Here is a 24,644-nt window from a genome sequence, read left to right as displayed (position 1 = left end):
GCATCCCGTCCGGAACCGGGAAGCGCGGGAGGAGCAGCACCGCGATCGGTGCGCGTACAGCCTACGGGCAGAGGTCAGCAGACTTCTTCGAGATCCCGCCACTCACGGCTGTCCGGGCTGTCGGCCACCCAGCCGTCCAGCAGTCCGCGCACCAGCCCGGCGGGGGCCGCGAGGCCGCACTCCCGCTCCGGCACCCAGAGGTCGCCGGCCCCGGCGGTGCGGTGGCCCAGCGGGCCGGGGTGGCCGGGCTCACTGTGGTCGTGGGGGTCCAGGTGCTCCCCGTCGCCCTCGTCGCTCTCCATCCGGCTCTCCGAACACGCCCGGCACAGCAGACGTACGGAGGAGGACCAGTCCTCGGCGGCGAACCCGGCGTCCGACGCCAGCTTCTCCAGCGCGTCCCGGTCCTCCTCGGTGGCCGCCTCCAGCAGCACCACCCAGGTCGGCACGGGGGACGGGGCCCACAGCTCGATCTCGTCGAACACCGGATACGCGGGCCCGGCCGCGGTGACCCGTTCGCCGTTGGGCACCCCGTCGTGCAGGACGACCTCGCCCCAGCGCCGCCCGGAGGACGGCAGCGGGATGGAGAGCACCTCGATCCGGGCCGGGTCGAGCCGGCGGCCCCAGACCACCTCGGCCTCACCCTCGGGCGAGAGCCGCACGGCGGCGCTGCCCAGCTCCATGCCGGACGGCTCGGTGGTGGCCGCGCTGTGCTGGCCGCCGCCGGGGACCTTCAGTCCGTACGCCTGCCAGGCCCGCCGCGCCAGCGGCCAGTCCTGGAGCGCGGTGGCCGCGATCCCCACGTTCCACCAGTCCGGGGCGCCCGACTCGCGGTCGAGCAGCGCGACGGCCCGCAGGCCGGCCGCCCTCGCCTGTTCCCAGTCGTGCCGGAACTTGTGCAGCAGCGCCAGATTGAACCAGGACTCCGAGAGCCAGGGCTCCAGATCCGCCGCGCGCGTCAGCAGCGCCCCCGCGTCCTCGTACCGGCCGTCGCCGATCAGCGTGAACGCGCGGTCCGTGGCCTGCCGCCAAGAGGCGGACGGCCGATGCCGTACCTTCCCGAAGATCCTCACGATTCCCGCCTGTCCCGACTGGACGCCCTCGTCATCCGCTCTGCTTTCGCATCCAACCATGCCCGGCCGGACGCCCGCTCATTACCCATGGGTTACCCAGCTCCGGCCGGGGTCAGACCGCCTCGTACGAGGACGCCTCCCAGCGCGCCACCACCTGCGGCCGGTGGCCCTGCCCGGCACCGAGCCCGAGCCGCTCCAGCACGCCGGGCGGTCCGCCCACGCCTTCCCCGCACAGCTCGGCGTACGCGTCGACCGTCCTGACGATCCCGGGGGCAGTTGATCCCGGTGCGGACCGGTACGGGGCGGCCTGCTACCACGGGTACGGATGCGGTTGGGCGGCACGGGTACGGGGCGGTCGCGGTTCCCCTCCGGGAGGTCGCGGCGGGGACAGGCAGCCGGGCGGCCGGGGCGGGAGGGGAGTGCCTGCCGATGTCGCGCGACGGGGCAGCGGCGCAGGCGGGGGCGGGCCGAGCGGGGGCCGGATCGCGGCACGCCTGGTCGTCGGGGACGAGGAAGGAGCGCGACACGCGCCTCCGGGGTGCCCCTCGCGCCCGCCCCGGCACGGTCGACGGACGCGCCACGCCGCCGGGTTGGCGGCTCACCGAGTCACTACGGAGACCCGAAGAGCCCCTGCGGGCGGCCGGCTATTCGGCGGCGGTCGCCGACCGGTCCGCGTCCGGCGCGGCGACGTCCTGCTCGGGCACGGCCTCGCCTGCCCGGATGAGCTCGATCCGGCCCATCACCTTGGAGCGCAGGTCGGTCGGGACGTCGTCCTGTCCGCAGCAGCGCTTGACCAGCTTCTTCACGGCCTGTTCGAGGCCGTACTTCTCCAGGCACGGGGAGCACTCCTCGAAGTGCACCTCGAACTTGGTGCAGTCGCCCTCGGGCATCTCCCGGTCGAGAAACTCGTAGAGATGGTCGAGGACCTCCGAGCAATCCGTCTCGTGCGGCTCTCCGCAGCTCATGAGGCCGAGCCCTTCCGATCGTCCGCGTCACCGGCACCGGCCGCGACGAGCCCGCGCTCGCGGGCGTAGTCCTCCAGCATGCCGCGCAGCTGGCGACGGCCGCGGTGCAGCCGGGACATCACCGTACCGATGGGTGTCCCCATGATGTCCGCGATCTCCTTGTAGGCAAAGCCCTCGACATCGGCGAGGTACACGGCGATGCGGAACTCCTCGGGGATCGCCTGGAGCGCCGACTTCACGTCGGAGTCCGGGAGATGGTCGAGGGCCTGGGACTCGGCCGAGCGCAGACCGGTCGACATGTGCGACTCGGCCCGCGCGAGCTGCCAGTCCTCGATCTCCTCGGCGGCGCTGCGCTGGGGCTCCCGCTGCTTCTTGCGGTAGGAGTTGATGAAGGTGTTGGTGAGGATGCGGTACATCCACGCCTTGAGGTTGGTGCCCTCACGGAACTGGTGGAAGGAGCCGTACGCCTTGGCATAGGTCTCCTGGACCAGGTCCTCGGCGTCGGCGGGGTTGCGCGTCATGCGCAGCGCGGCCGAGTACATCTGGTCGAGAAAGCCCAGGGCGTCGCGCTCGAAGCGCGCGTTGCGCTCCGCGGGCGTCTCCGGTGCACGGCCGTCGTCGGTCCCTGTGTCGGTCCCAGTGACCGGACCCACCTCCTCCAACGATGTGGCGGAACCGAGACCGGATCCGCTCGTATCGGAGAATAGTCGACCTTGCTGACGGACGGCCTGCCGATTACCCCCGCCCAGGGGCCGCTCGGAGGTGGTCCTCGCCGCGGGCAACACGGTCCACTCCAGGTCAGCGGCGTTCGAGCGGCTGGGGCAGATGGTTGAACCCATGCGACGGACTCCCTCTCCACGTACGACGTTGTTGTACCGACGTCCCGAACAACAGCGCCCCCGCGCGGGGCATTCCCGGTGCCGGAGGGCGGCGGTTCCCGGCGGGGCCCGCGGGGTCACCGGAGTGACGTGAGCCACCCGGTGACCGCGTCGGTGAGGACGCCCATCGTCTGCGCCTCCGTCACCCCGGACCTCTTCGGCACCGCGAACCCGTGGTCGCCGTGGGGTACTTCGGTCAGCCCGTACGGGCCGGGCGGGAACTCGCCGGGCCGGCCGAACGGGTCGTTGCCGCCCTGCACCACCAGGGTGGGCACGCCCGTGCCGAGCAGTTCGTCGGCGCGGGACCTCTCGGGCCTGCCCGGCGGATGGAGCGGGAAGCTCAGCGCGAGCACGGCCGCCGCGCCCAGTTCGACCGCGGTCCGGCAGGCGACGCGGGCCCCGGCGCTGCGACCGCCGGAGACGACGGGGAGCCCGGCCGCGGTGAGGGAGGGCCAGAGCCCGCGCCAGCCGGTGTCCAGGGTCTTCGGGGCGGGGGCCACCTTCTTGCCGGCCACCCGCCAGGGCTGCTCCACCAGGGCGACGGTGACGCCGCGTGCGGGCAGGGCGGCGGCGAGGGCCTTCAGGTCGCGGGCCTCGATGCCGCCGCCGGCCCCGTGGCTCACGGCGAGCACGAGGCGGGGCTCGGCCGCGGTGACCCAGGTGATCCGGGCCTCACCGGCGTCGGTGGTGACGTTCTGCGTACGTGGTTGACGGCTCACCGCGCCATCCTCCCCCGTCCACGACGGGCCCGGAACGGCGCGACAGCCCGCGGGCCCCTCGGAGGCGACAGCCCGCGGGCCCCTCAGAACAGCGTGGCCTCCTCCGGTGCGGCCAGTTCCTCCAGCAGTTCCGGACCGTTGTTGCGGACGTTGCTGACGGCGGTGGCGACCGGGTAGGCGCGCATCAGTCCGGCGGGCGGGGGCTCCAGCAGCGCGCGCAGTTCCTCGACGCCGGTGTGCGTGGGGTCCAGCCAGGTGTCCCAGCGGTCGGGGGTGAGCATCAGCGGCATCCGGGGGTGGATGTCGGCGAGCGTGCCGGGCCCCTCGGCGGGGGCGACGGCCAGCGGGGTGGTCTCCGCCTCGGTGGTGATCACCGAGCACGTCACCCACCAGGCGTTCTCGTGGTCGCCGGGGAGGGTCGCGTCGCGCCAGAACTCGTACAGCCCGGCCATGGCGAAGACCGAGCCGTCGGCGGGGGTGACGAAGTAGGGCTGCTTGCGGGCGCGCTTCCTGCCCTTCTTCTCCTCCAGCTGCCGCTCCTCGGCGCCGGTGACCCACTCGTAGTAGCCGTCGGCGGGCAGGATGCAGCGGCGCTGGGCGAAGGCGCGGCGGAAGGAGGGCTTCTCGTGCACGGTCTCCGCGCGGGCGTTGATCATGCGGGCGGCTCCCTCGGGGGTCTTCGACCAGGAGGGTACGAGTCCCCATGTCAGGGCACGCAGCTGGCGAACCGGACGCTGGTCGTCGGCGTCCTTCACAGGGCGCTCCAGAATCGCGTACACCTCCTTGGTCGGTGCCACGTTCCAGTCCGGCTCCAGGGCCTCGGTGGGTTCCCACTTCTCGACGCCGAAGAGTCCGGTCAGGTCCTCGGGCTTCCGACTCGCTGCAAACCGTCCGCACATAAGTGCCAGACTGCCACGACCGCCCGCCCCGACCGCAAGGAGTCGCCCGGCCGATGAACAGCACCGAATTGGGCGATCTGTGGGATCGCGTCACCGGCACCCAGCCCGCCCCCGAGCAGTGGCTGGTGGTGGTGACGGCCACGCTCGCGCTGATCGCCGTCGTGCCCAACCCGATATGGCGGCTCACCCGCAACACGATCACCATCGCGCACGAGGGCGGCCATGGCCTGGTGGCCCTGCTCACCGGGCGTCAGCTCTCCGGCATCCGGCTGCACTCGGACACCAGCGGCCTGACCGTGAGCCGCGGCAAGCCGACCGGGATCGGCATGATCCTGACAGCGGCGGCGGGTTACACGGCTCCGTCCCTGCTGGGTCTGGGCGGTGCCTGGCTGCTCACGAACGGCCGGATCACCCTCCTGCTGTGGGTGGCGACCGCGCTGCTCGCGGTGATGCTGGTGATGATCCGCAACGTGTACGGGGCGCTCACCGTCATCCTGACCGGCACCACGTTCCTGCTGGTGTCCTGGCTGGCCTCGTCCGACGTGCAGTCGGCGTTCGCGTACGTGGTGGTGTGGTTCCTGCTGCTGGGCGGGGTCCGGCCACCGTTCGAGCTCCAGTCCAAGCGGCGCCACGGCGGGGCCCCGGACTCGGACGCGGACCAGCTGGCCCGGCTGACGCACGCCCCCGCGGTGCTGTGGCTGTTCCTCTTCCACGCGGTGTCGCTGTGCTCGCTGATCGGCGGCGGACGGTGGCTGCTGGGCTGGTGAGGGCAGGGCGGCCGGTACCGCGCACCGAGTAAGGGGCGTTTTCGCCTATTTCGCCAGGAACCGGGCCGGTGCGGAGCCACTAAAGTAAAGCCATGACCGAGAGTTCCGTGCACCCCGCCCTCTGGCCCGCCCCCCACGCGAGCGGCGCCGTCGACGCGACCGTCACCGTGCCCGGATCGAAATCGGTCACCAACCGCGCGCTCGTACTGGCCTCACTGGCCTCCGAGCCGGGCTGGCTGCGCCGCCCGCTGCGCTCCCGCGACACCCTGCTGATGGCCGACGCGCTGCGCGCCATGGGCGTCGGCATCGAGGAGACGGTCTCCTCCTCGTCCGCGAGCAGCCCGTCCGCCGCGGCCTCCCCGGACGCCCGGGGCGAGGCATGGCGGGTCATCCCGGCCGGGCTGCACGGCCCGGCGACGGTGGACGTCGGCAACGCCGGCACGGTCATGCGCTTCCTGCCGCCGGTCGCCACGCTCGCCGACGGCCCGGTCCGCTTCGACGGCGACCCCCGCTCGTACGAACGTCCGCTGACCGGCGTGATCGAGGGCCTGCGGGCGCTCGGCGCACGGATCGACGACGACGGACGCGGGGCGCTGCCGCTGACCGTGCACGGCAGCGGGGCGCTGGTGGGCGGCCCGGTGTCGATCGACGCCTCGTCCTCCTCGCAGTTCGTCTCGGCACTGCTGCTGTCGGCCCCGCGCTTCAACCACGGCGTGGAGGTCCGGCACACCGGGACCACGCTTCCCTCGATGCCGCACATCCGGATGACCGTCGACATGCTGCGCGCGGTCGGCGCGCAGGTGGACGAGCCGGAGACGGGCGGCGAACCGAACGTATGGCGGGTCTCCCCCTCCGCCCTGCTCGGCCGGGACCTGACGATCGAGCCGGACCTCTCCAACGCCCAGCCGTTCCTGGCGGCGGCCCTGGTGACCGGCGGCCGGGTCACCATCCCCGACTGGCCCGAGCGCACCACCCAGCCGGGCGACGCGCTGCGCGAGATCTTCACCGCGATGGGCGGCAGCTGCGAGCTGACCGAGCGCGGACTGACCTTCACCGGTACGGGCCGGATCCACGGCATCGACGTGGACCTCGGCGAGGTCGGCGAGCTGACCCCGGGCATCGCTGCGGTCGCGGCGCTGGCCGACTCCCCCTCCACGCTGAGCGGGGTGGCCCACCTGCGGCTGCACGAGACGGACCGGCTGGCCGCGCTGACCAAGGAGATCAACGAGCTGGGCGGCGACGTCACCGAGACGGCGGACGGGCTGCACATCCGCCCGCGCCCGCTGCGCGGCGGCGTCTTCCACACGTACGACGACCACCGCATGGCCACCGCCGGGGCGGTCATCGGCCTGGCGGTGAAGGGCGTGGAGATCGAGAACGTGGGTACGACCGCCAAGACCCTGCCGGACTTCCCGGACATGTGGACCGGAATGCTCGGGGCCTAGACGATGCGCCGCTACGGGAAGAACCCCGACGAGGACGACATCCGCGTCCGCCCCAACCGCAAGGGCAACCGCCCGCGTACGCACATCCGGCCCAAGCACGAGGACGCCGAGGACGGCATGGTCCTCACCGTCGACCGGGGCCGGCTCACCTGCCTCGTCGACGGCCGGACCGTGGTGGCGATGAAGGCCCGCGAGCTGGGGCGCAAGGCCGCCGTGGTGGGCGACACCGTCTCCATCGTCGGCGACCTGTCCGGCGAGAAGGACACCCTGGCCCGGATCGTGCGGATCGCCCCGCGCCGCACGGTGCTGCGCCGCACGGCGGACGACGACGATCCGTACGAGCGCGTGGTCGTCGCCAACGCGGACCAGCTGGCGATCGTCACCGCCCTGGCCGACCCGGAGCCCCGCCCGCGCATGATCGACCGCTGTCTGGTCGCGGCGTACGACGGCGGGCTCACCCCGCTCCTGGTGCTGACCAAGTCCGACCTGGCCTCGCCGGACGCCCTGCTGGAGGCGTACACCCCGCTCGGCGTCCCGTACATCGTGACCAACCGTGAGGAGCTGGAGAACGGGGACGCGGCGGAGCGGGTGCGCGAACAGCTGGAGGGGAAGATCACCGCCTTCGTCGGGCACTCCGGGGTGGGCAAGACGACCCTGGTCAACGCCCTGGTGCCGGAGGACCGGCGGCGGACCACGGGCATCGTCAACGCGGTCACCGGCCGGGGGCGGCATACCACCACGTCCGCCCTCGCCCTGCCGCTGCCCGGTGACCGGGGCTGGGTGGTCGACACTCCGGGCGTGCGCTCCTTCGGGCTGCACCACGTCGACCCGTCGCGGGTCATCAACGCCTTCCCGGATCTGCAACCCGGCACCGAGGAGTGCCCGCGCGGCTGCACGCACGACGAGAACCAGCCCGAGTGCGCCCTGGACGCCTGGGTGGCCGAGGGGCACGCCGATCCGGCCCGGCTGGACTCCCTGCGCCGGCTCCTCGCGACCCGCGAGCGGCGCGAGGGCGACTGACGGTCCGCCCGCCCGGAATCGGCTGCGGCCCTCCGGGCATGTTTGCGAGCTTCAACGATCGGTGAAGGCATAATCGCACCGTGCGGGACGAAGCCGTCACCTATGTGGGAGGCAACTGACGATGGCGTGGCTGCTGGTCGTGGTCGCAGGTCTCCTGGAGACCGGCTTCGCCGTGTGTCTGAAGCTCTCCCACGGATTCACCCGGCTCTGGCCGACGATCGCGTTCGCCACGTTCGCGCTGGGCAGCTTCGGTCTGCTGACCCTGGCGCTGAAGAAGCTGGACGTCGGCCCGGCGTACGCGGTGTGGACCGGGATCGGAGCGGCCGGGACCGCGATCTACGGCATGATCTTCCTCGGCGACGTGGTGTCCACCCTGAAGCTCGTCTCGATCTCGCTGGTGATCGTCGGCGTGATCGGCCTCCAGCTCTCCGGCTCGGCGCACTGAGCCCCGGCCGGCTCCTCACCACCGACCGCTCCTTCCCCCGCGGGGTCTTGCTGAACCACCCCCGCCCGCGTGTCGCCGGCCGCTCCTACACCAAGGGCCGGGTCGCCGCACGGACCAGGCCCAGCGCACCGCTGTCCGTCGCGTCGTCGCCCGGCACCGGGACGATCGCACAGGACAGCGCGAGCCGTAACGCGATCTCGCAGCGCCCGTCCGGGGCTCCGGCCGAGGCGGCGGCCATCCGCTCCCGTACCAGCGCGAGCAGTTCGTCGGGCGTCGGCGGCGGCTTCCCGCCGGTACGCCCCCGCGAGCCCGGCCCGCGGTCCGGGCGGGGCAGCCCGTCCGCCCAGTGCCCGGTCAGCAGCGCCTTGATCAGGGCGTCCTGCCGGGCGGCCCGTACGGTCCAGAGCGCGACGGCGGCCGGGCGGTCGGGGCCGGGGGCGGTCAGCGCGCGGTCCACCCCGGCGAGGTAGGCGTCCGAGGCCCGCCGCAGCAGGGCTCCGGCCAGACCTTCCTTGGTACCGAACGCGTTGTAGAGGGTCTGCCGGGACACCCCGGCCAGAGCAGCCACGTCGGCCATGCGCACGGAGCGCCAGGGCCGGTCCTCCAGCGCCCGGTGGGCTGCCTCCAGCAGGGCCTGCCGCGCTCTCGGCATCACCGTCACCCCCTGTCCTGCGGTTCAGCGTTGACGCGCTCGCCGGGAGCTGTCAAGGGTGCGGGTCGAAGCGGTGGCCGGGGGCACGGTGGCCCGCGCACGACGGCGCTGGATACTGTGACGGCATGCCCGACTACCACGATGATCTGCGCCTCGCCCATGTGCTGGCGGACGCCGCCGACGCCGCGACCATGGACCGGTTCAAGGCTCTCGACCTGAAGGTGGAGACCAAGCCGGACATGACGCCGGTCAGCGAGGCCGACAAGGCCGCCGAGGAGCTGATCCGGGGGCATCTGCACCGGGCCCGCCCGAGGGACGCGATCCTGGGCGAGGAGTACGGGCTGGAGGGCAGCGGTCCGCGCCGCTGGGTGATCGACCCCATCGACGGCACCAAGAACTACGTGCGCGGTGTGCCGGTGTGGGCGACGCTGATCTCACTGATGGAGGCGGGTGAGGACGGGTTTCGGCCGGTCATGGGCGTGGTGTCCGCGCCGGCGCTGAACCGGCGCTGGTGGGCGGCGAAGGGCGCGGGCGCGTTCACCGGTCGCAGCCTCACCTCCGCGACCCGGATGCAGGTGTCGGGGGTGGGCCGGATCTCCGACGCCTCCTTCGCGTACTCCTCGTTGTCCGGGTGGGAGGAGCAGGGCCGCCTCGACGGCTTCCTCGACCTCACCCGCGCCTGCTGGCGGACGCGCGGGTACGGGGACTTCTGGCCGTACATGATGGTGGCGGAGGGTTCCGTGGACATCTGCGCCGAGCCGGAGCTGTCGCTGTGGGACATGGCGGCGAACGCGATCATCGTGCAGGAGGCGGGCGGCCGGTTCACCTCGCTGGACGGGGTGGACGGCGTGGACGGCGGAAACGCGGCGGCCTCCAACGGGACGCTCCACGACGAGCTGCTGGGCTACCTCGACCCGCGCTCCTGACCTCGCCCCCTCCGGCACCCGTGGTTCCCCGTGGGGGCCCGGTCCGGAACCGTACGCTTCCCGGCCCTGTCCGGAAGCGTACGGTCCGCACGGCGTGCGGGGGCGTGACGGATGCCTGCCGCACGCCCTCCGCGCACGTCACCCACCCCTTGTCGGCCCGCCCCGAGGGTGCCACTCTGAGAGTCCCCCCACTTGTGAACTTGTGAATCGACTCACAGAGTCATTCACCGAGGAGGTGGCTCGTTTCATGCTCGTCCGTGACGCCATGAGCACGGTGGTCCTCACCATCGGCCCCACCCACACGCTCCGCCAGGCGGCCCGGCTGATGTCGGCCCGCCGGATCGGGGCGGCTGTCGTCCACGATCCGGACACCTTCGGGCTGGGCATCATCACCGAGCGCGACATCCTCGACGCGGTCGGGGCGGGGCTGGACCCCGACCGGGAGACCGCGTCCGCCCACACCACCACCGACGTCGTGTTCGCGGCGCCGGCCTGGACCCTGGAGGAGGCGGCGGAAGCCATGACGCACGGCGGGTTCCGGCACCTGATCGTGCTGGACGGCCACGGCGCGGTGGGCGTGGTGTCGGTGCGCGACATCATCCGCTGCTGGTCGCCCGCCCGCCGCCGGCGCCCCGTGGCGGCCACCGGCTGAGGCCCCGAAGGCCCTGCCCCGGGACCGACGACCGGTGGGCCGGACCCCGCGAGGGAGTCCGGCCCACCGTCGACGGCAAGCGCCCGGTCAGCCGCGAAGGGCCTGGACCGCGGCCTCCAGCCGCTTGCCGAAGTCGGCGTCCGCCTGACGGAAGTTGTTGATCGCGCGCTCGGCGATGTCGTCGCGCGAGACCTTGGCGATGAACCCGGCGAGGTTGTCGACCAGGCGGCCCTTCTCGTCCTCCGCCATCAGCCGGTAGAGGTCGCCGGCCTGCACGAAGTCGTTGTCCTCGGCATGGACGGGAGCCTCGGTGTTGCCGGTGACGCCCGTGACCGGGGCCGGCTGCCACAGCGGGCGGCCGGTCTGGGCGGGGCCGCCGAAGCTGTTCGGCTCGTAGTTCTTGGCCCCCTGGTGGCGGCCGTCGTAGAGGAAGCCGTCCCGGCTGTTGGTGCGCGCCTCGGTTGCGTGCGGGCGGTTCACCGGCAGGTGGTCGGCGTTGATGCCGACGCGGTAGCGGTGGGCGTCGCCGTACGCGAAGAGGCGGCCCTGGAGCATCTTGTCCGGGGACGGGCCGATGCCGGGCACGAAGTGCGCGGGGCTGAAGATCGACTGCTCGACCTCGGCGAAGACGTTCTCCGGGTTGCGGTTGAGCTCCAGCTTGCCGATCTCGATCGGCGGGTAGTCCGCGTGCGGCCACACCTTGGTGAGGTCGAACGGGTTGAAGCGGTACGTCGCCGCGTCCGCTGCGGGCATGATCTGGACCTGCACGGTCCAGGACGGGAAGTCGCCGCGCTCGATCGACTCGCGCAGATCGCGCTGGTGGCTGTCGGGGTCCTCGCCGGCGAGCTTGTCGGCCTCGGCCCGGGTGAGGTTCTTGATGCCCTGGTCGGTCTTGAAGTGGTACTTGACCCAGAAGACCTCGCCGGCCTCGTTGTTCCACTGGTAGGTGTGCGAGCCGTACCCGTTCATGTGGCGCAGCGTGGCCGGGATGCCCCGGTCACCGAAGAGCCAGGTCACCTGGTGCGTCGACTCGGGCGACAGACCCCAGAAGTCCCAGACGTTGTCCGCCTCCTGCGAGCCGGTGTACGGGTCGCGCTTCTGGGTGTGGATGAAGTCGGGGAACTTGATGGCGTCCTTGATGAAGAACACCGGGGTGTTGTTGCCGACGAGGTCGTAGTTGCCCTCCTCGGTGTAGAACTTCAGCGCGAAGCCGCGGGGGTCGCGCACGGCGTCGGCGGAGCCGAGGTTGCCGGCGACGGTCGAGAAGCGCAGGAAGGTCTCGGTCCGCTTGCCGACCTCGGAGAGGAACTTCGCGCGGGTCCACCGCGAGACGTCACGGGTCAGCGTGAAGGTGCCGTACGCGCCGGCGCCGCGGGCGTGCACGACGCGCTCGGGGATGCGCTCGCGGTTGAAGTGGGCGAGCTTCTCCAGCAGCGCCTGGTCCTGGACGAGAACCGGACCGCCGGGGCCCGCGGTCTCGCTGTTCTGGTTGTCGGCGACCGGCGCCCCGGCCTCCGTGGTGAGCGGTCCCTGCGTCACGCGCGCCTCCTGCGTCATGTCCTGCACTTCGGTGATCGGTCCGGCGTCTGTCAGCGGGCCGATGTTCCGCACAGCCTGTCCCCTGGCGTATGCCGAACTCGATCCTACAATGGACAATGTCTAAGTCAAGTGAACATCCAGAGTCATGAGACATCCAAGATCCATACATATCCAGAAGCACCGAAGATCCAGAGCCACCCCCCGTCCAAAGTCACACCTGATCGGGATTCCGCCCCTCCACTGTTAGGCTGGGCCCATGAGCGACCTGTTGGAACGACTTCGCGGACGCGGCTGGCGCATGACGGCGCAGCGGCGTGTCGTGGCCGAGGTCCTCGACGGGGACCACGTGCACCTGACGGCGGACGAGGTCCACGCGAGGGCCGTCTCCCGACTGCCCGAGATCTCCCGCGCCACCGTCTACAACACCCTCGGCGAGATGGTGTCCCTCGGTGAGGTGCTGGAGGTGTCCACCGACCGCCGGGCCAAGCGCTACGACCCGAACGCCCACCGCCCCCACCACCACCTGGTGTGCGGCCGGTGCGGCGCGATCCGGGACGTGCACCCCGCGGGCAACCCGCTGGCGGACCTGCCGGCGGACGAGCGCTACGGCTTCATGGTCTCCGACGTCGAGGTGACGTACCGCGGCCTCTGCCCGGACTGCGCCCCCACCGCCTGAAGCGACCCTGCCGGGCCCGCCCGTTCGAACGGCCGGGCCCGGCTTCCGCGTACCCACCGCCTTTCCCGGCCGTTAGCCGTAGGCCTACCCGGCACCCGGAGCCACGGCCCTACCCAGCTCCGGGCATGACGAAGGCCCGGATCTCGATGAGATCCGGGCCTTCGCCTTCAGTAGCGGGGACAGGATTTGAACCTGCGACCTCTGGGTTATGAGCCCAGCGAGCTACCGAGCTGCTCCACCCCGCGTCGGTGAATGCAACGTTACGTCAGCGGGTCGGGCGAAGCAAATCCCTTCACGGCGCCCCCGGCCGGGGGCGCCGCCTGCGGCCGGTCACGGCCCGAGCGGTCCCGCCGTCACGCGGTCAGCTCCTGGTGCAGAGCCTCGCGCAGCCGCGCCGCCCGCTCGGCCACCTCGGCCGGTCCCAGCTCCACGGCCCGCGCACACCAGCGCTGCCCCTCGGTCAGCTCGCCCCGGCGGGCGGCGAGCAGCGCCAGGCGCAGCGCGGCCCGGCCGTGGCCGGCTGCCGCCGCCCGCGTCCACCACAGGGCGGCCTCGCGCTCGCTTCCCTCGCGGGCCAGCAGCAGCCCGAGGTTGAAAGCCCCGTTGCGGCTGCCCGCCTCGGCGGCCTCCCGGTACCAGTGGGCCGCGCTCTCCACGTCCCCGCGGGCGGCGGCGAGCATGCCGACCCGGACCTGGGCGCGGCGGTGCCCCTGCTGGGCGGCGCGCTCGTACCACTCCTCGCACTCGGTCTTCTCCGGCATCGGCTCGCCGAGCGCGGGCGGCCCCGGCGGCGGCTGGCGGGCGTCCAGCACCCCGGCCAGCCGGAACGCCGCCTCGGCGCTGCCGCCGCCCGCCGCGCAGCGCAGGTGCCGCTCGGCCTCCTGGTCCTCGCCGTCGCGCAGGAGGGCGATGCCGACCTGGAGTGCGGCGTCGGTGTGCCCGGCCGCCGCGGCCCGCTCGTACCAGCCGAACGCCGTACGGTCCTCGTCGCGTCCGGCGTGCAGGATGCCGAGGTTGAAGGCGGCGTCCACGCTGCCCGCCTCGGCCGCCTTGGAGAACCAGGGCTCGGCCCCGGTGTGGTCGCCGGCCTGGAGAAGGAGCACCGCGAGCGCGTTGGCGGCCTCGCGGTGTCCGGCGTACGCGGCGCGGCGGTACCACTGCTCGGCCTGCGGGATGCGGTCCTGGGCGGCACAGAGCAGCCCGAGGTTGTACGCCCCGTTGACGTCCCCGGCATCCATGGCGGCCCGGTACCAGCGCTCGGCGGTCTGCTGCTCCCCGCGTGCGGCGTGCAGCGCGCCGAGTGCGTTGGCGGCGTTGCCGTCGCCGTCCTGAGCGGCGCGCAGCCACCACACGGCGGCGCTCTCCTCGTCGCCGGCATCGCGCAGCAGGAAGCCCAGCGCGCAGGCGGCGCGCGCTTCACCGTCCTTGGCGGACGTGAGGTACCAGCGTCCGGCCTCCTTGAGTTCGCCGCGCTGCTCCAGGATCGCGCCGAGATGGAGGGCGGCGCGCCGGTGCCCACGGGCGGCGGCCTGGCGGTACCACTGCTCGGCCTCGCCGACCCGGCCCGTGGCGGGCCCCGCCACCGGGCTGTCGCCGCGGGCCGCGCCCGTGCCCGCCGTGCCGTCCGCGGTGGACGCGGCTGCGACGTCGGGGAGCCTCAGACCCGTCCCGGTCCGCACCGGGCTCCGGCCGAGGCCGAAAGCCTCGTGCGGGTCCTCGACGGCCTTGCGCTCCAGGGAGCGGGCCAGCCGGTAGGCGGCCTCGCGGTGCCCCTGTTCGGCGGCGGCGCGGAGCCAGCGTTCGGCGCCGACGTCGCTGCGGTGCTCCAGAAGGTCGGCGAGCGCGTACGCGCCGAGGGCATGGCCCTGCTCGGCGGACTGGCGCAGCCAGTACTCGGCGCCGGGCTCGTCGCCGCGCTCGCGGAGGTGGCGGCCGAGGGCGTGCGCGGCGGCGGCGGAACCGGCGACGGCGGCGATGCGCCACCATCCGGCGGCCTCGTCCGGGTAGCCGCGCTGGTGCAGCAGGACGCCCAGGTTGTTCGCGGCGGCCCGGTCGCCGTCGGCGGTGGCGGCGCGCAGATAGCGCTCGGCGCCGTCCAGATCGCCCCTGCGCAGCAGCAGGGCGCCCAGGACGCTCATGGACGCGGTGTCCCCCGCGTCGGCGGCGCGCCGGTGGCGCGCCTCGCTCTCGGCGTGGTCCGCGGCGTCGACGGCGTCGGTGGTGTCGTCACCCGGCGCGGCGTCCTCGGCCGCGGGATCGTCCTCGAACGAGGCCACGCCAAGGCCGCCGGTCGTCCGCTGGACCGGTGCGCCCGTCCCGGCGATGGCAGCGGCGAAAGCCGCGTCTACCGCGCTTTCCGTATCTTGGCCGCGCTGCTGCACATACCGCCCTGTCTCCAACAGAGTTGCCCTGTCCCCCATAAATACCATCGTCGCACCACCTGTAACCCGCGTACACCCGGTATATCGCGGACAGTGAGGTCACTACAGCGTTTTGTCGACATGCCCACAGAGAGACAAGTCAAACACGTCCGAACCCAACTGGTGCCCAGCGAACCGCGCTTCACGCGCACAGCTTGGAATCGACACGTCACGATCACGACAGGCATGACGAAGGCCCGGATCCCCTGGGAGATCCGGGCCTTCGTCTTTTCAGTAGCGGGGACAGGATTTGAACCTGCGACCTCTGGGTTATGAGCCCAGCGAGCTACCGAGCTGCTCCACCCCGCGTCGTTGTGTTCAAACCGTACCACGACGCGGGGTGGGCTCTGCTCAGCTGCCCTGGTCGGAGCCCTTCTCGGCCCCGTCGGGCTCGGTCGCCGGGTCCGACGGCTTCTCGGCGCTCGCGGGCGAGGCCGAACTCTCCGGCTTGGCGTCGTCCGCCGGCTTCTCGGAGCCGTCGGCCTTGTCCCCCTCGCCGCCCGCCTTGGGCTGCGCGGCGGCGGCCCGCTCCAGAGCCTCCTGAAGAGCGTCCTGCGCCTTGCCGTAGGCCGGCCAGTCCTGCTCCTCCAGCGCTTTCTCGCCGTCCGTGTACGCCTTCTGGGCGTCCGCGATGGCCTTCTTGAGCGCCGCTTCACCGGTGGCCGGGGGCTCGTCGGTCTCCCCCGGCGGCTCACTCGGGTCGGTCGGGGGCGTGTCCGCGTCGCCCTCGACCCCGAAGACCGCGTTGAGCGCCTCTCCCAGGCTGTTCTCGAACACGATCTTCGATCCGTACGAGGCGGCGACCTTGCGCAGCAGCGGGTAGTTCTGGTTGCCACCGCGCGTGTAGACCGGCTCGATGTAGAGGAAGCCGCCCTCCAGCGGAACCGTCAGCAGGTTGCCGTACTCGATGTCCGAGTCGGTGCCCTTCAGGTTCCTCACGAACTCGGCGACGTCGTCGTTGCCGTTGAGCTCACTCTGCACCTGACCGGGGCCCTTCACCGTGGAGGTGACCCGCAGCAGCCGCATGGTGCCGTAGTCCTTGCTGGCCGCGTCCGCGTTCACCGCCATGAAGGCCCCCAGGTTGGGACGGCCTCGGGGGGTGAACGTCGTGGTCAGCGAGAACTCCTGGGCCTCCTGACCCGGCATCTTCATGCTCAGGTAGTACGGAGGGACGGAGCCCGGCTCCTTGTTGGTCGGGTCGTCCGGCACCTGCCACGCGTCGGAACCGCTGTAGAACTGCGCGGGGTCCTCCACGTGATAGCGGGTCAGCAGCTCGCGCTGGACCTTGAAGAGGTCCTGCGGGTACCGCAGGTGGTCCATCAACGCCTTCGGGATGTCGCTCCGGGACTCGACCGTGCCGGGAAACGCCTTGCGCCAGGTCTTCAGGACCGGGTCCTCGGTGTCCCACTCGTACAGCTTGACCTTGCCGTCGTACGCGTCGACGGTGGCCTTCACCGAGTTGCGGATGTAGTTGACCTGGTTCTGCTGGGCGACGACCGCACGCTGGTTGGTGGTCAGCGAGTCGGCCGTGGTGTCGCCGAGCGTCGTCCGGGACGCGTACGGGTAGCCGTTGCTCGTGGTGTACGCGTCGACGATCCACTGGATCCGGCCGTCCACGACCGCCGGGTAGGCGTCGCCGTCGATGGTCAGCCACGGGGCGACCGCCTCGACGCGCTCCTTGGGCGTGCGGTTGTACAGGATGCGCGAGCCCTCACCGATGGCTCCCGAGTACATGATCTGCGGCTCGCTGAACGAGACCGCGTACGCGGCGCGGTTGAAGCCGTTGGAGAGGCTGACCCCGCTGTCGCCCTTGTAGCTGGTGGTCTTCTCGCCGTCCTCCTCGTAGTCGAGCTCCTTCTGGGGCCCGCCGACGATGGAGTACTGCTCGGTCTTCTCGCCGTAGTAGATCCGCTGCTCGTACGCGCCGAACTCACCGGTGGAGGGCAAGCCCGACTCGGTGAAGTCCGGGGACCCCGTCGGGTTGGAGCCGGTGGTGGTGCCGCGGGCCGCGATGGCGCCGTAGCCATGGGTGTACGTGAAGTGGTCGTTGATCCAGTTCCGCTTGGGGATGCCCTGGATGTTCAGCTCCCGCAGGCCGATGACGGTGTCCTGCTCCTTGCCGTCCTCGTCCTTGTAGCGGTCGACGTCGAGCGTCCTGGGGAACTGGTAGTAGTTCCTCCGCTGCTGGAGCTGCTGGAAGGCCGGGGAGACGACGTTGGGGTCCATCACGCGGTAGCTGGCGGCGGTGTTGGCCGCGGCCCGCAGCTTGGTGTCGTCCTCGGTGGCCGCCTGTCCTTCGTAGTCGTCCACCTTGGCGTCATCGATGTCGTACGCGTCGCGCGTGGCGTCGATGTTCTTCTGGATGAACGGCGCTTCCTTGGCCTGCTCGTTCGGCTGGACCTGGAACTTCTGCACGATCGCCGGGTAGAGCCCGCCGATCAGGATCGCCGAGAGCACCATCAGGCCGAAGCCGATGACCGGGAGCTGCCACGTGCGTCGCCACAGCGTCGCGAAGAACAGCACCGCGCAGATCGCGGCGATGCAGAAGAGGATGGTCTTCGCCGGAAGATAGGCGTTGGCGTCGACGTACCGCAGGCCTGTCCAGTTGTCGGTGGCCTTGAAGTCACTGGACTTCACGGCCAGTCCGTACCGGTCGAGCCAGTACGCCACGGCCTTCAGCGAGACGAAGATGCCGAGCAGCACCGAGAGGTGGCCGGTGGCCGCCCCGGTGGCGCGGGCGCCGGGGCTGGTGATGCGCAGCCCGCCGTACAGGTAGTGGGTCAGCGCGGCGGCGATCAGCGAGAGCACGGTCGCCGCGAAGCCGAAGCCCAGCAGGAAGCGGTACCACGGCAGGTCGAACGCGTAGAAGGCGACGTCCAGCTTGAACTGGGGGTCCTTCTGGTTGAACGGCACGCCGTTGATGTACATCAGCCAGGTGCGCCACTGACCGGAGGCGGAAGCTCCGGCGATCAGTCCGACGAGCGCCGTGACGGCGACCAGCACCCACTTCTTGTAGGGGGCGATGCTCATGCGGTAGCGGTCCAGGCTCTGCTGCTCCAGTGACATCGCGCTCAGCGGCGGCCGGAGCCGGTGCGCGAGCCAGACGTTCACACCGATGGCGAGGGCCATCAGCAGTCCGAAGACGAGGAACAGCCCGATCTTGGTCCACAGGGTGGTGGTGAAGACGGATGAATACGCGACCGACCTGTACCAGAGCCAGTCCGTCCAGAACCCCGCGAACATGACGAAGGCCATGGCGAGGACCGCCAGGACACCCAAAGTCATGAGCAGGGTTCGGGCACGCCGGGACGGGCGGCCGACTCTGATCCGTGGCCCGGTCGGGCCTCCGCCGCGGTCCGGCATCTGGAAAGCCAACGTGCGCACCTCGAAGTTCGCGGTCGTGTGGAGCAGGCCCAGGGATCGTAGAGCCCACCTATGCAACTTACTGAGGCTTTACCTAGTTCCCGTTCCCGGGGCGGAAGGAGGCAGGATATTGCCCATGCCCAATGTTTCCCCCGCAGGACCTCCGATGGCCGCGAGTCCGCTCACCGTCGCCGTCCTCGAAATCGACGCCTACGCCTCCACCCTCGGCTGGGACCAGCCGGCCCGGCTGTTCGCCCTGGTCGACACCGCGCAACTGCGGGTCCAGGAGCCCGGTCTCGCCGCCCAGCTGGGCCTTGAGGACCCCAACTCATCCGTTGCCGCGCTCACCCCGATCGAGCAGGACGAGCTGCCGCCGGGCACCGCGCTCGACGACTTCCTCGCCACCATCGCCTGGCCCGACGCGGTGGTCGGCTGCGCCATGACGGTGGAGCGGCTGATGCTGCCGCCGTCCGCCGAGGCGTCCGTGCCGGAGGACCTCAGCGACGAACAGCTGACGAAGTGGGTGGCCAGGCACCCCGACCGGCAGGAGGTGCGGATGACGGTGGCCGTGCTGCGGGACGGGGCCCGCGAGTCCGCCGTTCGGCTGCGCGAGAAGGACTCCCCCACCGAGGTGCTGACCGGCGCCGGTCTGGTGCCCGGTCTCGCCGAGGCGCTCGCGGCGACGTTCGAGTCCTGATCCGGCGGCTGCCCGGGAGCCCTCCGCGGGCCCCGGGCGGCGCGTCCGTCAGCCGGTCGAACAGCTCGGCAGCCCGGCGGGCTTCCCCGTGCGGATCCGCTCCATCGACTTCGTGGCGTCCTCGATGGTCCTGACCCGGACGAGGGTGAGCCCGTCCGGCGTGTCGGCCGCGGCCGAGGCGCAGTTCTCGTCGGGGGTGAGGAAGTAGCGGGCCCCGGCCTCGCGGGCGCCGACCAGCTTCATGTTGATACCGCCGATCGGGCCGACCTTGCCCGCGTCGTCGATGGTGCCGGTGCCCGCGACGAACCTGCCGCCGGTCAGGTCGCCCGGAGTGAGCTTGTCGATGATGCCCAGCGAGAACATCAGTCCGGCGCTCGGGCCCCCGACGTCGGCGAGCTTGATGTCGATCTCGAACGGGAACGTGTGGTCGGTTCCGGCCCTGATGCCGACGATCGCCCGGTCCTTGCCGCCCTCCTCGCCGTCGCCCTCGGCGGCCGGGGCCTTCACCGTCCTGACGGTGATCTTCTCGCCGCCCTCGGGGGCGCGGCCGGCCTTCTCGGCGGCGGCGGCCTCCTTCGCCGGAACGATGGTGAAGGTGACGTTCTCACCGGGACGGTGCTCGGTGACGAGCTTCGCCACGTCGCCGGGCTCCTCGACCGCGGTGCCGTCGACGGCCTTGATCACGTCACCCGCGTGCAGCTTGCCCTCGGAGGGGCTGCCCTTGACCACGGTGGAGACCACGACCTGGGTGGCGACCGGGATGTCCAGCTGCTTCAGGGCCGCCACCTTGGCGCTCTCCTGGGACTGGCTGAACTCCTCGGCATTCTCCTGGGTGGACTGCTCCTCGGTCTTGCCGTCCGGGTAGAGCGTGTCGTGCGGCACCACGACGCTGTCGTGGGTCAGCCAGCCGTAGACGGCCTCGGCGATGTTCATCCGGTACTCCGCGCCGGTGACGCGGACGGTCGTCATGTTGAGATGCCCGGAAGCCGGGTACGTCTTGCGACCGGAGATCTGCAGGACGGGCTCGCCGCGCGCGTCGCCCAGGGTGTTCACCGTCGGTCCGGGAGACATCTCCGAGTACGGCACGGTGATCAGCACGCCTGCGCAGAGCAGCGCGATGAGGACGAGAGTGGAGGCGAGCATCGTCGCGGTGCGGCGTGGCATGGAACGACAGTACGGGAAGGGCCTGTCAGTGCACCGCCGGGGCCGGTCCGTACGGGGCGACCGGAACGCTGCGGAAGGCGGTCACGCGGCGTGCGCCGGTCTCAGGCGGCCTCGGAACCGGAGTGCGATTTCGCCATCGCGTCACGGAAACGGGCGTAGCCGGCGAGTTCGGTGACATCGCCGGTCGTGCGGTTGCGGGCAGCCCAACCCGCCCATATCGCGCCGCCGACCGCGGCGATAACGGGAATCAACAGCCAAGCGAGTGCCGCCATCACGACCTCCCTACCCATGAGCGACCGGGTACCCCGATCAGCAGATTAACGATCCGGAAGACCAACGCTCATGGCGGGGGTGCGGTTACGCAAATCGGGGCTGATGCGCCTCCGTACGGTTTGCGATCAGCAGGCTCCGACCCACTCCTCCGTCCCGTCCGAGAACCGCTGGTGCTTCCAGATCGGAACCTCGTGCTTGAGGTCGTCGATGAGCTTGCGGCAGGCGTCGAACGCCTCGGCGCGGTGCGGGCAGGCGACGGCGACGACGACGGCCAGGTCGCCCACCTCCAGTTCACCCACTCGGTGGACGGCCGCCAGTGCGCGGACGGGGAAGTCGGCGACGACCTTCTCCGCCACCCGGCGCAGCTCGGCCTCGGCGGAGGGGTGGCAGGAGTAGCCGAGGGCGCCGACGTCCTGCCCGCCGTCGTGGTTGCGCACGGTGCCGACGAAGAGCGCGATGCCGCCCGCCGCGTCGTCGCCGACGGCGCGGAACACCTCGTCGACGGAGAGCGGGGTGTCCCGGATCGCCAGCAGCCGGAGGGGGTCGGCCGCCGCGTGCTCGCCGGGGTGGTCGTGGGTGGGTGCCATGCTCCCATCGTGCCGTACGGCTCCGACAACCTGGAATTGCCTCTTCCACCGGCGGCGGGTCGACCCGTTTGGAGTCTTCTACAGGGTCGCGGGAGCGTTCAGATGCGGCGGCGGGCCTTGCGGGCACGGCGGACGACGGCGGCGGCGCCGAGCAGGGCGACCGTGGCTCCGGCGGCTCCGGCCGCGGTGGCGTCCTTGCGGCCGAGGCGGCGTCCGGCGACCGTGTGCCGACCCTCGACCTCTTCGAGGAGGGCTCCGAGCACGTCCTCGTTCGTCCACTTCGGGCGCCATCCCGCGTCGTGCAGCCGGCTGACGCTGACGACCCAGGGGTGCATCGTGTACGCCAGGTCGCCCGCCGGGGACGGGGTGAGGCCGATCCGGTGGAGCCGGGCCGCGGCGCCGAGCGCGACGGCGGAGGGCAGCTCCATCCGGCGCACGCCGCTGAGTTCCTCGACCTCGTCCTGCTCCAGCCAGCCGTCGCAGCCGACCGCGAACTCGCCGTCGATCTTCTCCAGGGCGGCGTACTCCAGTGCCGTCACCAGGTCCTCGACGTGGCAGAACTGCCAGGTGGGGCGTGATCCGGCGACGACCAGGAGGCGCGGGGACTCGAAGTAGCGGGTCAGCGCGGTGTCGGTGCCGCCGACCAGGACGGTGGGGCGCACGACGGTGACGTTGAGGCCGGGGTGGGCACGCGGGGCACGTCGGCCGAGCCGCTCGATCTCCAGGAGGTCGCCGACGCCGGTGGCCTCCGCGGTGGCGCGCAGTTCCGCGTCCTCGGAGAGCGGAACATCGTTGTCCGGGAGGGCCCCGTAGACCATCGCCGAGGTGCACAGCACGACCCGGTGGACCCCGGCGGCGGCCGCCGCGGTGAGCACGGTCTGCGTGCCGCGTACGTTGTACGCGGTGCGGGCGGCCGGGTCGGTCTCCAGGTCGAGATCGAGGGCGAGGTGCACGACGACGTCCGCACCGCGCAGCTTCTCGGCGATGGCCGGGTCGCGGACGTCCAGGATGTGCCAGGTGGCCTCGGAGACCTCGCCCCGGCGCTCGTCGATGGCGATGACCTGCTTGATCTCGTCGGAGGCCGCGAGGTGGGCGGTCAGCAGTTCGCCGATGCCCGTGGCGGCGCCGGTCACCGCGACGACGGGGCCCCGGTGTCTGCGGTTCCCGGGGCGCTTCTCTTCGGGTGTGCTCGCGGGCGAGGGGTCGGTCAGGTTTCGCGCTGCGCGAACCTGCGGATCTGGGGAACTCACCGGGCGTCTCCAGCGGTTGTCTTCAGTACGTACCCGACGTGACGCGTACGTACCAGGTGGCGTCCATCCTGCCGCAGGCCGGGAGCCGGCGGAGCACTGAGGCCCGAAGCGGGCGTGGTGTCTACGCTGGGTGGTGATGTCGGGCAGTCGCCGCCGGTTCGAGCCGGCGGCCCTACGAGCCGAGGAAACCCGTGAGTGACACCCCATTCGGATTCGGCCTTCCGCCGGAGGAGCCGGAGAACGGCGACGAGGGCAAGAAGAAGGACCCCACCGAAGGTGGGCAGAGCGCGGGCGGGCCCGGAAACCCGTTCGGATTCGGGCCGGGAGCGGGCGGGGACAACCCGTTCGCCGCGATGTTCGGCTCGATGAACCCGAACGATCTCGGCGCCGCCTTCCAGCAGCTCGGTCAGATGCTGAGCTACGAGGGCGGTCCCGTGAACTGGGACATGGCCAAGCAGATCGCCCGCCAGACGGTCTCGCAGGGCACGCCGGACGGTTCCAAGGACGCCAGTGTCGGCCCGTCCGAGCGCACGGCGGTCGACGAGGCGCTGCGGCTGGCGGACCTCTGGCTGGACGGCGTCACCTCGATGCCCTCCGGTTCGGTCTCCACCGTGGCGTGGAGCCGCGCGGAGTGGGTGGAGGCATCACTGCCCGCCTGGCGGCAGCTGGTCGACCCGGTGGCCGAGCGGGTGGGCCTGGCGATGGGCGATGTGCTGCCCGAGGAGATGCAGGCCATGGCGGGCCCGCTGATCGGCATGATGCGGTCCATGGGCGGCGCCATGTTCGGCCAGCAGATCGGGCAGGCCGTGGGCACGCTGGCCGGTGAGGTGGTCGGTTCCACCGACATCGGGCTGCCCCTGGGCCCCGCGGGCAAGGCCGCGCTCCTCCCGCTGAACGTGGAGAAGTTCGGCAAGGACCTCAGCGTCCCGCAGGACGAGGTCCGGCTGTATCTGGCCCTGCGCGAGGCCGCCCACCAGCGGCTCTTCGCCCATGTGCCGTGGCTGCGGTCGCATCTGTTCGGCGCGGTCGAGGCGTACGCCCGCGGGATCAAGGTCGACACCAGCAAGCTGGAGGACGTCGTCGGCCAGTTCGACCCCTCGCAGCCGGAGCAGTTGCAGGACGCCCTTCAGCAGGGCATGTTCCAGCCCGAGGACACGCCCGAGCAGAAGGCGTCCCTGGCGCGGCTGGAGACGGCCCTCGCGCTGGTGGAGGGCTGGGTGGACGCGGTGGTCCACGAGGCCGCGAAGTCCCGGCTGACCTCGTCGGACGCGCTGCGCGAGACGATGCGCAGGCGTCGCGCCTCCGGCGGTCCGGCCGAGCAGACGTTCGCCACGCTCATCGGGCTCCAGCTGCGCCCGCGCCGGCTGCGGGACGCGTCGCGCCTGTGGGCCTCGCTCACGGACGCGCGGGGTCTGGAGGGCCGGGACGCGCTCTGGGCCCACCCGGACATGCTGCCGACCGCGGGCGACCTGGACGACCCGGACGGCTTCGTCCACCACGAGCAGGCCGACTTCTCCGAGCTGGACAAGATGCTCGGCGAGGCGGCTCAGGGCTCGGCCACGTCCGCGCCGGAGAAGCCGAAGCCCGCCGAGGGCGAGGACGAGGACGGCGGCGGGGAGGCCGCGGACGAGGGCAAGGACGGCCGCGACCGGTGACCCTGCACGACGACGCCGTCCTCGTACTGAAGGGGTACGCCCCCGCGGACGCGGCCGGTGACCAGGCGGAGCTGCGCCGGGTCTACCTGGATCATCTGGCCGCGCACGACGACGGCATGTGGAAGGCGTGCGGGGCCGGGCATGTGACGGCCAGCGCCCTGGTGATCGACCCGTCGCGGGAGAAGGTGCTGCTGACGCTGCACCGGAAGCTGCGGATGTGGCTCCAGATGGGCGGCCACTGCGAGCCGGAGGACACCTCCCTGGAGGCGGCGGCGCTCCGCGAGGCCACCGAGGAGTCCGGGGTGACAGGGCTGGCCCTGCTGCCCGGCGGGCCCGTCCGGCTGGACCGGCATCCGATCCCGTCCCCGTGCAACTGGCACCTGGACGTCCAGTACGCGGCGCTGGCCCCGGCCGGAGCGGCCGAGCGGATCAGCGAGGAGTCGCTGGAGCTGCGCTGGTTCGCGTACGAGGACGTGCCCGGCGTGGCCGACGCCTCCGTCGTACGGCTGCTGGAGGCGACGCGGGCCCGGCTGTAGCGACGGCCAGGACGGACATGCGTAAGGGGCGGCCTCAAAAGAGGCC

The 24,644-nt window shown here is 71.8% G+C and carries 22 protein-coding genes and 2 tRNA genes; 10 read left to right on the top strand and 14 right to left on the bottom strand.

Annotated features, from left to right (window positions below; all coding sequences use genetic code 11):
- Positions 1-74: 74 nt before the first annotated feature.
- The 5 genes from QFZ71_RS21040 to QFZ71_RS21020 form a co-directional block, all read right to left on the bottom strand.
- On the bottom strand, positions 75-1,070 hold the full coding sequence (locus QFZ71_RS21040) for a hypothetical protein (protein WP_307669729.1): 996 nt from the start codon (positions 1,068-1,070) through the stop codon (positions 75-77).
- Positions 1,071-1,714: 644 nt separating this feature from the next.
- Positions 1,715-2,035, bottom strand: coding sequence for a mycothiol system anti-sigma-R factor (gene rsrA, locus QFZ71_RS21035; RefSeq protein ID WP_307669728.1), 321 nt, complete (start codon positions 2,033-2,035; stop codon positions 1,715-1,717).
- Positions 2,032-2,688: a sigma-70 family RNA polymerase sigma factor gene (locus tag QFZ71_RS21030; protein ID WP_201790463.1), complete on the bottom strand. Its 657-nt coding sequence runs from the start codon at positions 2,686-2,688 to the stop codon at positions 2,032-2,034. The genes rsrA and QFZ71_RS21030 overlap by 4 nt, the downstream gene beginning before the upstream one ends.
- Before the next feature lie 302 nt (positions 2,689-2,990).
- Positions 2,991-3,632 carry an alpha/beta family hydrolase gene (locus QFZ71_RS21025; RefSeq protein ID WP_307669727.1) on the bottom strand — a complete coding sequence of 214 codons (642 nt, stop codon included), beginning with the start codon at positions 3,630-3,632 and terminating at the stop codon, positions 2,991-2,993.
- A gap of 83 nt (positions 3,633-3,715) precedes the next feature.
- Positions 3,716-4,531 carry an SOS response-associated peptidase gene (locus QFZ71_RS21020; protein WP_307669726.1) on the bottom strand — a complete coding sequence of 272 codons (816 nt, stop codon included), beginning with the start codon at positions 4,529-4,531 and terminating at the stop codon, positions 3,716-3,718.
- A gap of 53 nt (positions 4,532-4,584) precedes the next feature.
- Between QFZ71_RS21020 and QFZ71_RS21015 the strand changes: the two genes are divergently transcribed.
- From QFZ71_RS21015 to QFZ71_RS21000, 4 genes are all read left to right on the top strand, one after another.
- Positions 4,585-5,298 carry a M50 family metallopeptidase gene (locus tag QFZ71_RS21015; protein WP_307669725.1) on the top strand — a complete coding sequence of 238 codons (714 nt, stop codon included), beginning with the start codon at positions 4,585-4,587 and terminating at the stop codon, positions 5,296-5,298.
- A 92-nt stretch (positions 5,299-5,390) separates the two neighbouring features.
- A complete protein-coding gene (gene aroA / locus QFZ71_RS21010) occupies positions 5,391-6,743 on the top strand; it encodes a 3-phosphoshikimate 1-carboxyvinyltransferase (RefSeq protein ID WP_307669724.1) in 1,353 nt (450 codons plus the stop codon).
- Positions 6,744-6,746: 3 nt separating this feature from the next.
- Positions 6,747-7,763 (top strand): ribosome small subunit-dependent GTPase A, encoded by a 1,017-nt coding sequence (gene rsgA / locus QFZ71_RS21005; protein ID WP_307669723.1) that lies wholly within the window; start codon positions 6,747-6,749, stop codon positions 7,761-7,763.
- A gap of 121 nt (positions 7,764-7,884) precedes the next feature.
- Positions 7,885-8,208, top strand: coding sequence for a multidrug efflux SMR transporter (locus QFZ71_RS21000; RefSeq protein WP_179181526.1), 324 nt, complete (start codon positions 7,885-7,887; stop codon positions 8,206-8,208).
- Between the two features lie 85 nt (positions 8,209-8,293).
- Here QFZ71_RS21000 and QFZ71_RS20995 read toward each other — a convergent pair whose 3' ends face one another.
- A complete protein-coding gene (locus QFZ71_RS20995; protein WP_307669722.1) occupies positions 8,294-8,860 on the bottom strand; it encodes a TetR/AcrR family transcriptional regulator in 567 nt (188 codons plus the stop codon).
- Between the two features lie 125 nt (positions 8,861-8,985).
- Here QFZ71_RS20995 and hisN point away from each other — a divergent pair, with 125 nt between their 5' ends.
- On the top strand, positions 8,986-9,786 hold the full coding sequence (hisN, locus tag QFZ71_RS20990) for a histidinol-phosphatase (protein WP_307669721.1): 801 nt from the start codon (positions 8,986-8,988) through the stop codon (positions 9,784-9,786).
- A gap of 247 nt (positions 9,787-10,033) precedes the next feature.
- A complete protein-coding gene (locus QFZ71_RS20985) occupies positions 10,034-10,438 on the top strand; it encodes a cyclic nucleotide-binding/CBS domain-containing protein (protein ID WP_307669720.1) in 405 nt (134 codons plus the stop codon).
- An 87-nt stretch (positions 10,439-10,525) separates the two neighbouring features.
- Here the strand turns inward: QFZ71_RS20985 and QFZ71_RS20980 are convergent, their stop codons facing one another.
- Positions 10,526-11,977 (bottom strand): catalase, encoded by a 1,452-nt coding sequence (locus QFZ71_RS20980; protein WP_307669719.1) that lies wholly within the window; start codon positions 11,975-11,977, stop codon positions 10,526-10,528.
- 256 nt (positions 11,978-12,233) lie between these two features.
- On the opposite strand from QFZ71_RS20980, the gene QFZ71_RS20975 reads away from it, so the two are divergent.
- A complete protein-coding gene (locus QFZ71_RS20975) occupies positions 12,234-12,653 on the top strand; it encodes a Fur family transcriptional regulator (RefSeq protein WP_307669718.1) in 420 nt (139 codons plus the stop codon).
- 171 nt (positions 12,654-12,824) lie between these two features.
- Here the strand turns inward: QFZ71_RS20975 and QFZ71_RS20970 are convergent.
- From QFZ71_RS20970 to QFZ71_RS20955, 3 genes are all read right to left on the bottom strand, one after another.
- Positions 12,825-12,898 (bottom strand) — tRNA-Met (locus QFZ71_RS20970).
- 2,410 nt (positions 12,899-15,308) lie between these two features.
- Positions 15,309-15,382: transfer RNA gene (locus tag QFZ71_RS20960), tRNA-Met, on the bottom strand.
- A gap of 42 nt (positions 15,383-15,424) precedes the next feature.
- Complete coding sequence (locus tag QFZ71_RS20955) at positions 15,425-18,436, bottom strand: UPF0182 family protein (protein ID WP_307671536.1); 3,012 nt, start codon at positions 18,434-18,436, stop codon at positions 15,425-15,427.
- A gap of 136 nt (positions 18,437-18,572) precedes the next feature.
- Between QFZ71_RS20955 and QFZ71_RS20950 the strand changes: the two genes are divergently transcribed.
- A complete protein-coding gene (locus tag QFZ71_RS20950; protein WP_307669716.1) occupies positions 18,573-19,133 on the top strand; it encodes a PPA1309 family protein in 561 nt (186 codons plus the stop codon).
- A 48-nt stretch (positions 19,134-19,181) separates the two neighbouring features.
- Here the strand turns inward: QFZ71_RS20950 and QFZ71_RS20945 are convergent, their stop codons facing one another.
- The 4 genes from QFZ71_RS20945 to QFZ71_RS20930 all read right to left on the bottom strand — a co-directional run bounded on the left by QFZ71_RS20945 (position 19,182) and on the right by QFZ71_RS20930 (position 22,407).
- Positions 19,182-20,297, bottom strand: coding sequence for a PDZ domain-containing protein (locus tag QFZ71_RS20945; protein ID WP_307669715.1), 1,116 nt, complete (start codon positions 20,295-20,297; stop codon positions 19,182-19,184).
- A gap of 101 nt (positions 20,298-20,398) precedes the next feature.
- On the bottom strand, positions 20,399-20,569 hold the full coding sequence (locus QFZ71_RS20940) for a hypothetical protein (RefSeq protein ID WP_199876344.1): 171 nt from the start codon (positions 20,567-20,569) through the stop codon (positions 20,399-20,401).
- 126 nt (positions 20,570-20,695) lie between these two features.
- On the bottom strand, positions 20,696-21,157 hold the full coding sequence (locus tag QFZ71_RS20935) for a molybdenum cofactor biosynthesis protein MoaE (protein ID WP_307669714.1): 462 nt from the start codon (positions 21,155-21,157) through the stop codon (positions 20,696-20,698).
- Positions 21,158-21,255: 98 nt separating this feature from the next.
- Entirely contained in the window at positions 21,256-22,407 is a 1,152-nt protein-coding gene (locus QFZ71_RS20930) for an SDR family oxidoreductase (RefSeq protein WP_307669713.1), read from the bottom strand.
- A 191-nt stretch (positions 22,408-22,598) separates the two neighbouring features.
- On the opposite strand from QFZ71_RS20930, the gene QFZ71_RS20925 reads away from it, so the two are divergent.
- The gene (locus QFZ71_RS20925; protein WP_307669712.1) at positions 22,599-24,062 is read left to right on the top strand and encodes a zinc-dependent metalloprotease; all 1,464 of its coding nucleotides are present in this window, start codon (positions 22,599-22,601) and stop codon (positions 24,060-24,062) included.
- A complete protein-coding gene (locus QFZ71_RS20920) occupies positions 24,059-24,598 on the top strand; it encodes an NUDIX hydrolase (protein ID WP_307669711.1) in 540 nt (179 codons plus the stop codon). The genes QFZ71_RS20925 and QFZ71_RS20920 overlap by 4 nt, the downstream gene beginning before the upstream one ends.
- Positions 24,599-24,644 lie beyond the last annotated feature (46 nt).

Source organism: Streptomyces sp. V2I9, assembly GCF_030817475.1.
Classification (GTDB): domain Bacteria; phylum Actinomycetota; class Actinomycetes; order Streptomycetales; family Streptomycetaceae; genus Streptomyces.
Note: the sequence above shows the minus strand (reverse complement) of the source record. Positions and strands in the feature narration are given on the sequence as shown.

What these genes read in the sequence shown, in the direction of transcription:
- rsrA (WP_307669728.1), bottom strand. Translation starts at nt 2,035, where the DNA reads ATGAGCTGCGGAGAGCCGCACGAGACGGATTGCTCGGAGGTCCTCGAC.
- QFZ71_RS21020 (WP_307669726.1), bottom strand. Translation starts at nt 4,531, where the DNA reads ATGTGCGGACGGTTTGCAGCGAGTCGGAAGCCCGAGGACCTGACCGGA.
- QFZ71_RS21015 (WP_307669725.1), top strand. Translation starts at nt 4,585, where the DNA reads ATGAACAGCACCGAATTGGGCGATCTGTGGGATCGCGTCACCGGCACC.
- aroA (WP_307669724.1), top strand. Translation starts at nt 5,391, where the DNA reads ATGACCGAGAGTTCCGTGCACCCCGCCCTCTGGCCCGCCCCCCACGCG.
- rsgA (WP_307669723.1), top strand. Translation starts at nt 6,747, where the DNA reads ATGCGCCGCTACGGGAAGAACCCCGACGAGGACGACATCCGCGTCCGC.
- QFZ71_RS21000 (WP_179181526.1), top strand. Translation starts at nt 7,885, where the DNA reads ATGGCGTGGCTGCTGGTCGTGGTCGCAGGTCTCCTGGAGACCGGCTTC.
- QFZ71_RS20995 (WP_307669722.1), bottom strand. Translation starts at nt 8,860, where the DNA reads ATGCCGAGAGCGCGGCAGGCCCTGCTGGAGGCAGCCCACCGGGCGCTG.
- hisN (WP_307669721.1), top strand. Translation starts at nt 8,986, where the DNA reads ATGCCCGACTACCACGATGATCTGCGCCTCGCCCATGTGCTGGCGGAC.
- QFZ71_RS20985 (WP_307669720.1), top strand. Translation starts at nt 10,034, where the DNA reads ATGCTCGTCCGTGACGCCATGAGCACGGTGGTCCTCACCATCGGCCCC.
- QFZ71_RS20975 (WP_307669718.1), top strand. Translation starts at nt 12,234, where the DNA reads ATGAGCGACCTGTTGGAACGACTTCGCGGACGCGGCTGGCGCATGACG.
- QFZ71_RS20955 (WP_307671536.1), bottom strand. Translation starts at nt 18,436, where the DNA reads ATGCCGGACCGCGGCGGAGGCCCGACCGGGCCACGGATCAGAGTCGGC.
- QFZ71_RS20950 (WP_307669716.1), top strand. Translation starts at nt 18,573, where the DNA reads ATGCCCAATGTTTCCCCCGCAGGACCTCCGATGGCCGCGAGTCCGCTC.
- QFZ71_RS20945 (WP_307669715.1), bottom strand. Translation starts at nt 20,297, where the DNA reads ATGCCACGCCGCACCGCGACGATGCTCGCCTCCACTCTCGTCCTCATC.
- QFZ71_RS20940 (WP_199876344.1), bottom strand. Translation starts at nt 20,569, where the DNA reads ATGGCGGCACTCGCTTGGCTGTTGATTCCCGTTATCGCCGCGGTCGGC.
- QFZ71_RS20935 (WP_307669714.1), bottom strand. Translation starts at nt 21,157, where the DNA reads ATGGCACCCACCCACGACCACCCCGGCGAGCACGCGGCGGCCGACCCC.